Origin of the sequence: Gluconacetobacter dulcium (assembly GCF_014174165.1) — a bacterium.
In the GTDB taxonomy this organism is placed as follows: Bacteria; Pseudomonadota; Alphaproteobacteria; order Acetobacterales; family Acetobacteraceae; genus Gluconacetobacter; species Gluconacetobacter dulcium.
Window position 1 is genome coordinate 1 of sequence record NZ_JABEQN010000044.1, and the last position, 8,572, is coordinate 8,572.

Annotated in this window: 7 protein-coding genes; 6 read left to right on the forward strand and 1 reads right to left on the reverse strand. The window is 61.3% G+C overall.

Features of this window, described 5'->3' with window-relative positions; translation table 11 throughout:
* Positions 1-89: 89 nt before the first annotated feature.
* Positions 90-824, reverse strand: a complete 735-nt coding sequence (locus HLH25_RS19520; protein ID WP_182975675.1) for a M20/M25/M40 family metallo-hydrolase — start codon at positions 822-824, stop codon at positions 90-92.
* Between the two features lie 114 nt (positions 825-938).
* Here HLH25_RS19520 and HLH25_RS19525 point away from each other — a divergent pair, with 114 nt between their 5' ends.
* From HLH25_RS19525 to HLH25_RS19550, 6 genes are all read left to right on the forward strand, one after another.
* A complete protein-coding gene (locus HLH25_RS19525) occupies positions 939-1,856 on the forward strand; it encodes a LysR family transcriptional regulator (protein WP_182975676.1) in 918 nt (305 codons plus the stop codon).
* A gap of 363 nt (positions 1,857-2,219) precedes the next feature.
* On the forward strand, positions 2,220-4,583 hold the full coding sequence (locus HLH25_RS19530) for a TonB-dependent receptor (protein ID WP_182975677.1): 2,364 nt from the start codon (positions 2,220-2,222) through the stop codon (positions 4,581-4,583).
* 30 nt (positions 4,584-4,613) lie between these two features.
* The gene (locus tag HLH25_RS19535) at positions 4,614-4,904 is read left to right on the forward strand and encodes a DUF3311 domain-containing protein (protein WP_220791925.1); all 291 of its coding nucleotides are present in this window, start codon (positions 4,614-4,616) and stop codon (positions 4,902-4,904) included.
* Positions 4,901-6,307: a sodium:solute symporter family transporter gene (locus HLH25_RS19540; RefSeq protein WP_246402876.1), complete on the forward strand. Its 1,407-nt coding sequence runs from the start codon at positions 4,901-4,903 to the stop codon at positions 6,305-6,307. Before HLH25_RS19535 ends, HLH25_RS19540 begins: the two co-directional genes overlap by 4 nt.
* Positions 6,308-6,382: 75 nt before the next feature.
* The gene (locus tag HLH25_RS19545; protein ID WP_114728501.1) at positions 6,383-6,772 is read left to right on the forward strand and encodes a tautomerase family protein; all 390 of its coding nucleotides are present in this window, start codon (positions 6,383-6,385) and stop codon (positions 6,770-6,772) included.
* A gap of 188 nt (positions 6,773-6,960) precedes the next feature.
* On the forward strand, positions 6,961-8,436 hold the full coding sequence (locus HLH25_RS19550) for an amidase (protein WP_182975678.1): 1,476 nt from the start codon (positions 6,961-6,963) through the stop codon (positions 8,434-8,436).
* The last annotated feature ends 136 nt before the right edge of the window (positions 8,437-8,572 follow it).

The following is an 8,572-nucleotide window of genomic DNA, read 5'->3' on the forward strand; positions in this document are numbered from 1 at the left end:
AGTCCAAAGGCTTCGCGGTCCATCTCGCTTCCCTCCAGGAAACATAAGATGAAACGCACAAAACAGCACAACGATCCCAAACCCAACACTTAACGATAACAGAGCCTTTCCGAAGACAGGTCTTCGATCCGCAGGACCTGATGGCACATCTCGCGGATTGCGCTGCGGCCCGCGGACAGATGGGCGCCGGCGTGGCTGGGGCGGCCTGTCGTGCGGATGGTGAAGCGCGAGACAGGATAGCGTCCGCTGGCGAGGTTGCCGAAAGGGGTGTCGCCCGGTGTGCCGGGCTCGGGCACGAGGATGATTCGGTGGCGTCTGGCTTCGGCTTCGATGATGTCTCGGGTGCTGGGGGTGCCGATTTCCTCGTCCGGCGTCAGGAGAACGGTGACGGGCAGTGCTGTCCGCAGTCCGGCGGCATGGATCACGCGCAGGGCCTCGACCGCGAGCCAGGTGCCGCCCTTCATGTCGCAGACGCCCGGACCGAACAGTTTGCCGCCTTCAACGCGGATCGGCAGGCGGTCGCGCGCGCCCAGTGGGTGAACGGTGTCGAGATGGGCGAGAACGAGGATGCCGGGTGTGCCCTCCGCATTGCCGAAACGGGCGCGGACGCAGCCCCCGAGCCCCATGCGGCCGGGCAGGCGTTCGATCCTGCCGCCTGCGATGGCGAGGTCGCGTGATGCCAGATCGAGCATCCGGTCGACGGCGCAGGCATCCCATGTCGGGCTTTCGCAGGCGGCCCATTCCGAAATGCCCTGCATCGCGGCTTCGAGATCGAAGGGCAGGGCGGTCAGGGGGGCCGGGCTTTTGTGCAGGACAATGGGCATCGGAGGTCTCCTGATGACGGGAAGACCGTTTTGCCTGAACATGACATTGCGAAGCCATAATGATTATGATGACACTGCGCCACGGTTTTCGATCCACTGACGCGGAGTGTTGGCATGCATGTAAGAGCGTTCGACTATCTGCGCGTCATTGCGGAAACCGGGTCGCTGCGCGGGGCGGCCCAGAAGATCGGCGTGACGGCGACCGCGTTGACGCGGCAGATCGAGCATCTGGAATATTTCTTTCGTATGAAGCTGTTCGAGCGTGATCAGCGTGGAATCCGGCTGACGGCGGCGGGCGAGGTCGTGATGGAGACGGCCGAGCGGGTTTCGCGCGAACTGGATGTGACCCGCCAGCGGGTGGACGATCTGAAGGGATTGCGTAGCGGAATCGTGAATATACGTGTTTCGTCGAGTACTTTGACCAGTGTGCTGGTACCTGCCCTGACCGCGTTGAACGACGAATATCCGGGTTTGCGCTTTATGGTCGAAGTCGCGACGGCACCGTTGGTGGGAGAGGCGCTGGTGGCGGGGAGGGCCGATCTGGGGCTGACGATCTTCGCGCCGGACCTGTCGGAACTGACGCTGTGCGCACGCATGCCGGTGGTTCATTCGGCCATCATGGCGCCGGCGCATCCGTTGGCCGGAAACGATACGATTTCGCTGCGCGACTTGCAGGATCATCCGCTGTCGATGCCTGACAGTGCCTATTTCGTGCGGCGTGCGTTCGACCGGGCGGTGAAATCGAGCGCCATGTCACTTGATCCGGTGTTTGTCACAGGGTCGTTTGAATTACAGATCGAACTGGCGATGCGGGGACGGGCCATTCTGTTTCTGCCAGCCTTTTCCTGCCGGACCTATATCGAGCGCGGCCAGCTATGTGCGGTGGCACTCGGCCCCGATCTGCAGGTGCCCACGTCGCTGGACCTGCTGAGAGCGTCGCACAAGCCGCTGTCGGCCGCAGCGCGGGTTGTGAGTTCCCGGATCGCCGATGTCATGGCCAGTGTGGATGCGGCAGGACACTGGGCTGGATAGAGATTTATTTTCAAAGAGAATTTTTTGTATTGCCCTATCGTTGCCGCAGCCGGCTCGGCCGCCTGAACAGATTGGTTGTGCAACGAATAGCGTGGCACGCTGCCCACAAAAAGTAGGTATCCATGATACAATCGGGTTCGTAACGTTATCGCAGGGCACGGACAGCGCCGATGCCCCGGTAGAAATCGACGCGGGCGGACGATTGACGTGCATGCACGATCATACTGTTCCGACGCCCGCTTTTCTTGTGTCAGCGCCCGGCAGGGCGGGGCATTGCCAATGCGAGAGACGGGAAGGGGCGGCGATGTGCCGGGAGCCCGATCCGAACGGTTCAGAACGCGATCAGAGAGGGTGAGACGAGCGATGGTGAAGCGCACATGCCGCAGGTCGATGCTTCTGCTTTCCAGCATCTTCGTCTCGGCCCTGGCACTGCCGCGTGCCGCCGACGCACAGGCCGTATCGGTACACAAGACCGATGTGCATCCAGGCAAGGATGCGGCGATGCCGGCGAGCAGGGCAGCAGGGAATGCGCGCCCGACGCGGGCGGACGATGCAGTTGCATCGGCCGGTGCTCCCGCGACCTCCGCGCCGGAACAGATCCTTGTGCATGGTGCGCAGAATAACGGAGCACGGTTGCAGCATTCCGGCGTGGCGGTTTCGTATCTGAGCAAGGAGGTGTTGGCGCGCGCCGGCGTGACCACCATCAACGACCTGCAACGGCTGGTGCCGAACCTGCAGATCGAGCCGGCGATGGGTGGCGGACAGCCGCAGTTCCATCTACGCGGGATCGGATTCTTCGATTATGGCTCGAACAACATGCCCGATGTCATGACCTATGTGGACGGCGTGGCGTATCCGTTCGGTATCATGACGCAGGGTGTGATGTTCGACCTGGCAGGGGTCGAGATCGAACGGGGGCCGACCGGCGTTGCGTCGGGGCGCAATACCAGCGGTGGCGATATCGATATCATTACCGCCGAGCCGACCCATCGCTGGACGGCCGGAGTGATGGAGGACATTGCGAATTATGCGCGTAGCAAGACCGACCTGTATGTTTCCGGACCTATTTCGCGCAAGGTGACGTTCCGGCTCTCGGCCGAGACCAACCATGGCGGCGGCTATCTGCACAACCGCGACACGGGCGAGCATATCGGCAATGCCAACCGGGGTGCTGTGAGAGGCAAGCTGAACTGGGAAGTGGACGAGACGACCAGGGTTTCGCTCAACGGCCACTGGGCGATCGATCGGTCTGATGCGACGCCTGGATATCTGATCAAGCCGCTGGCGACGGCGTTGGGCAAGGGGCCGACCATTCCGGCGGACCGCGACCATTACGCGACGGGGTGGGGAATTTCGCCGGAATTCGCCAACATGATCGGCGTATCGCCCGACCAGAAGCCGTTCCGCAACAACCAGAGCTGGGGTATCGACCTGTCGCTGACCAAGGATTTCTCCTGGGCGCGTCTGAGTGCGATCAGTGCCTTCGAGGCGATGGCGCGGCGCGAGATGAATGATTGGGATGCATCGTCATCCTTCGAGGCGGACAATTTCTTTGACAGCAATGTCAGCGTCTTTTCGCAGGAGCTGCGTCTGGCATCGCGTCGGCAGGGGCCGATTACATGGTCGACGGGGATGTATTTTTATGAGTCTTCCCTTCAGGACAAGATGGTTACCGACTATATGTCGACACATCATTTCATCAATACGACGCGCTATGGACAGGGGAGCCAGTCGCTCTCGGAATTCGCGCAGATGGTCTATCGGCCGGTTCATAACCTTCGGATCATTTTTGGCCTGCGGCATGAGAATGCGTGGAAGTATCTGAACGATTATTACACCCAGCGCAGCACGCTGCCCCGCGCCAACCGCTATGACCGTTTCGTCGGCATGGATCAGGTGACGGACAAGGCGGGGGTCGAATATGACGTGACGCGCGATGTCATGGCCTATTTCAACGTCCGGCGGGGGGCGAAGGAGGGCGGGTTCTCGGCAGTCAACCTGACGACGCCGTCGCAGATCGACGGGTTCAAGCCCGAATGGCTGATGGCCTACGAAGTAGGTATGAAGACCGAGTTCTTCCAGCACCGGCTACGGTTGAACGGCACGCTGTTCAAATATGATTATCACGACCAGCAGGTGCAGAGCGCCATCGTCGATTCTGTGCTGGGTCCGGTTGCGAAGATCGTGAATGCGCCGCGATCGACCGTATGGGGGGTGGAGGGCGAGATACAGGCCGAACCCGTCAAGGGTCTGGTCCTGTCACAGACCTTCGGCTACGAGCAGGGGCAGTATAACAGGTTCCAGATTGCCGACCTGACGGCGACGCAGGCGGCGCATCAGGCCGGCATGCCATGGACGACGATCTATGCCGACATGAAGAATCACGACATGGGCTTTCCGCGCCTGTCGCTGAACGGGTCGATCAGCTATGACATTCATCTGCCCGGCCGGTTGCACGGCTATGTTCTGACGCCCGAGGCCGACTATTCCTACCGGAGCCTTCAGAGAGCGGTTCTTCTGGGAAATCTGTTCAATATAAAACCGTATTTCCTGCTGAACACAACGTTGACCGTCCGGCCGGAGCATGGGCGCTGGAGTGTATCGGGCTATATCCAGAACGCGCTGAACCGGACCTATGACCTGACGCGGAATTATTTCACGACGGCCAATTTCGGCATTGTTGGACCGCCGCGTTTCTATGGTGCGCGCCTGAGCTACACCTACTGAACGTTGCGGGTGCATGGGGAGGCTGGAGCCATGGATGAGCAGCATCGTTCGTCGGCCGAAGGCGGCGGAGCGCGTGGCCGGCAGGTGGTGCGGCTGGTTGTCGGGCTTGGGATTCCGTTCTGCGTGATCGATCTGGCGATCCCGTTCACGACGCGGGTCGACCGGACCGTATTGGGCGCGGCATTTCCGGTCTTCTGGATGTTTCTGTCGTTTGTCGTCACCTCCGCCTGCATGTTGGCGACATGGCTTCTGTTCGATCGCGCGGATGAGGCGGGAGAAGAGCACGATGCCGGGATCGCGGCGCCGGAGAGGGGGGAATGAGTGCCAATATCGTCTTCTTCGCCGTCATCATGCTGGCATTCGTCATTGTGCTCTATGCCAGGCGCGGGCATGGTGGAGGCGGGGCGCGGGATTATTTCGTCGCGTCAGGGCAGTTCGGCGGTTTTCTGCTGTTCTTTCTCTCGGTAGGCGAGACGTACAGCATCGGCAGTATCCTGGGTTTTCCGGCGGCGACCTATGTGCAGGGCACGCCGTTCGTCCTGTGGTTTCTCGGTTATATCGTGCTGGCCTTTCCGCTGGGCTATTTCGTCAATCCCCTGATCTGGCGGGCGGGGCGGCGCGTCGGCGCGATGACGGGGGTCGATCTCTTCCGTTTTTACTTCGAGAGTCGTGGGCTGGAGAAACTGGTCGCGTTGAATGCGATCATCTGCCTGGTGCCGTTAGGTGAAATGCAGTTCGTCGGCCTGCTGGGTGTGCTGAAGGCGTTTCACTGGCCCGTGAGCGGATTTGTGCCGATGGCGGGGGCGGCGGGGGTGACGTTCGTCTGGATCCTGCTCTCCGGCATTCGTGCCCCTGCCTATGTTTCTTTCATCAAGGACACGTTGGTGGTGGTTGCCGTGCTGCTTGTCGGAATGGCGGCGTTGCGGGCGCTGGGAGTGGATGGAGCGGCGACGCAGACCGTAGCGGAATCTCCGGTCCATCGGCCGGGTGAGGGCAATCTGCTGGTGATGTCGACGATCCTGTTTCAGGCGGCGGGTTTCTGCGTCGCCCCGGCCAATATCGCCTTTCTGTTCACGGCGCGCTCGGACCGGATCGTTCGCCGCAACCAGATCGTCATGCCGCTTTACATGCTCATGTTTCCGTTTCTGTACGCCGTGGCGATGTTCGCCCGGCATGGTGGCGGGGCGGGGGCGATGGCCAATGATGTGTTCATGACCTCGGCGACCACCCTTTTGCCGGGCTGGGCCGTCGGGCTGGTGGCGGCGGCATGCGGGCTGTCCGGACTGGTGATCCTTGCCGGGAACTGCCTGACACTCGGCCCGCTGGTGTCGCACAACCTGCTGCATGGTCTGTCCGATCGGGGGCAGCGGCGCGGGGCGCAGGTCGTGATCGGCGGTTACCTGTTGTTTTCGGTTGTGGCGGCGGACCATCTGACGTCGGTCATGACGGTTTTGAACACGCTGTTCTATATGGGAATTTCACAGATTATTCCGGGTATGATCGCAATCGTCCTGCGGAAGGGCGTGGGCGCGTTCCCGATCGGGGCCGGGCTGGTGGTGGGAGATTGCGTGTCGGCGGGGCTGGCCCTGTTTGGACCGCAGCCCGCGGCGGTCAACGCCGGCATGGTCGGCCTGCTGTGGAATGTCGCGATCGTCGGCGTTCTGGAAGGTATTCGCCGCTATCAGGCTGGAGAGGCGGCGATGCGGGCTGCGGGCCGGAAATAGTCACGGGCGATAGTCCCGGACGGCCGGGGGCTGATTGGTCCCCGCGCAAGCATCATGACGATATGGAGGAAAAAGATGCCTTTATTGCGTTTCGACCTGATCGAAGGACGAACGGCGGAGCAGGTCGCGACACTGCTCGATGCTGCGCATGACGCGATGCTGGAAGCATTCAGGGTTCCGGCGCGCGACCGGTATCAATTGGTGTATCAGCATCCCGCCGAACAGACGCGCATCGAGGATACGGGGCTGGATATTCCGCGTACGCGCGATGTCATGATCGTCTCCGTGACGACGCGGCCGAGGACGCGCGAGGAAAAGCAGGCCTTCTACAGGTTGCTGACCGAAAAGCTGCAGGAACGTTGCGGGACGGCGCCCAGCGACGTCATGGTCAATTTCGTGACCAATACCGATGATGACTGGTCGTTCGGCTATGGCGAGGCCCAGTTTCTGACCGGAAAGCTCTGAATGGCGGCCCCGTAACGGCTAGAGCAGATCCTGTTTGAATGCGTGCATTCAAACAGGTGAAGATGCTCGCACAAAACAATAAACTAGAGCATTTCCATCGAACCGGTTTTCGGTGGAGATGCTCTAGGTCCGGTGCGGGGGCATCGGGGAGATTCCGCGGACAACGCACGTAATTTCGGATACGGAAAATGACGACAACAGGAATGAGCCGGGACGAGTGGTCCGCCTGTGACGCGACCCGGCTGGCAGAACTGGTGGCCCAGGGCGCTGTGACGCCTTCCGCACTGGCGCAGATGGCGGTGGAGGCGAGCGCGCGGGTGAATCCGCAGATCGGCTCGGTCATCGAACTGTTCGACGATGCCGTCGCAGCGCCGGAAACGGGTGGAACCCGGCTGGACGGGCCATTCCGTGGCGTGCCGTTTCTGATCAAGGACCTGGGCGCGACGGTCGCGGGGCGTCTGCAGGAACAGGGGTCGAAATTTCTCCGTGGCAACCGGTCGGATCGGGATGCTTTTCTGACGGCGAAGATGCGTAACGCGGGATTGAACATCATCGGCCGGTCGACCGTGCCCGAATTCGGTGTCTGCGGATCGGCGGAGAATCCCGATATCTATGTGACGCGCAGCCCGTGGAACCCGGATTATACGACGTTCGGTTCTTCCGCCGGCGCGTCGGCTTCGGTGGCCGCGGGTATCGTGCCGATGGCTCATGCGACGGATGGCGGCGGATCGATCCGGATTCCCGCGGGGGCGAACGGGCTGGTCGGGCTGAAATGTTCGCGCGGCGTGTTTTCGATCGCGCCCGGTCTGTCGGACATCACCGGCTATGTGTCCACCCAGGGATGCGTGAGCCGGTCGGTGCGCGATACGGCGCTGTTCGTCGATTCCTGCCGGGGTGGGGCGCCGGGAGAATTCATGCCGTACTGGAAAAGTGACGGATCATACACCACGCTGATCGGCCGGGACCCGAAGCCGCTGCGGATTGCCGTGTCCCATGAATGGGGGCGATATGCGGCCGATCCGCATTTCGTCGCGGAACTGGAAAAGACTGCGCGGTTTCTGCAGGAACTGGGACATGTGGTGGAGTGGGTGGTCCCGGACATTGATTTCGAGGAGGCATTTCGCGCGCAGACCGCGTGCTATATCGGCAATTTCGCGCAATTCATCCAGCGCATGCTGGACAAGAGGGGACTGTCCGCGCCGCCTGAGGATCTGATCGAACCCATCAATATCAGGATATGGGAAAAAGGGATTGGCATGTCTTACACCGAACGGTGGAAGATGCAGGATGTCTTCAATACCGTCTCGCGCCGGCTGGGGCAGTTTTACGAAGAATGGGATGTGATTCTCACCCCGACCTTCTCGAAGCCGACGCCCCGGCTTGGCGAGCGGAAATATCTGACGCTGAGCGATAATCCCGACGTGCTGAACTGGTTTTACGAATTGTGGGAGATTTTCTCCTACACCCCGCTGGGCAGCCTGACCGGCACGCCGGGACTCTCGCTGCCGCTGGCCTGGCAGCAGTCGGGACTGCCGCTGGGTATGCATTTCCAGACACGGCAGGGGAATGACGGCTTGCTGCTGCAACTCGGGGCACAACTCGAACGGGCGATGGGCGGGCGGTTCTGGAACGGAAGGCGGCCCGCGATAGATGCGGGTCTGTAAGGCTGCCCGTCGTTTCCGGTGACGACAGAGTATCCGTCTTGATCAAGCTGTTTTTGGCGCCCATGAGCGATTGTGTCGCACGAGTGCGTTTGCGAGGACGATGAGCTTCCTCATGACGGCGGTGATGGCGAGCATG

Excerpts from the sequence above, each read along its gene's own strand:
- HLH25_RS19530 (WP_182975677.1), top strand. The coding sequence starts at position 2,220 with ATGGTGAAGCGCACATGCCGCAGGTCGATGCTTCTGCTTTCCAGCATC.
- HLH25_RS19540 (WP_246402876.1), top strand. The coding sequence starts at position 4,901 with ATGAGTGCCAATATCGTCTTCTTCGCCGTCATCATGCTGGCATTCGTC.
- HLH25_RS19545 (WP_114728501.1), top strand. The coding sequence starts at position 6,383 with ATGCCTTTATTGCGTTTCGACCTGATCGAAGGACGAACGGCGGAGCAG.
- HLH25_RS19525 (WP_182975676.1), top strand. The coding sequence starts at position 939 with ATGCATGTAAGAGCGTTCGACTATCTGCGCGTCATTGCGGAAACCGGG.
- HLH25_RS19535 (WP_220791925.1), top strand. The coding sequence starts at position 4,614 with ATGGATGAGCAGCATCGTTCGTCGGCCGAAGGCGGCGGAGCGCGTGGC.
- HLH25_RS19550 (WP_182975678.1), top strand. The coding sequence starts at position 6,961 with ATGACGACAACAGGAATGAGCCGGGACGAGTGGTCCGCCTGTGACGCG.
- HLH25_RS19520 (WP_182975675.1), bottom strand. The coding sequence starts at position 824 with ATGCCCATTGTCCTGCACAAAAGCCCGGCCCCCCTGACCGCCCTGCCC.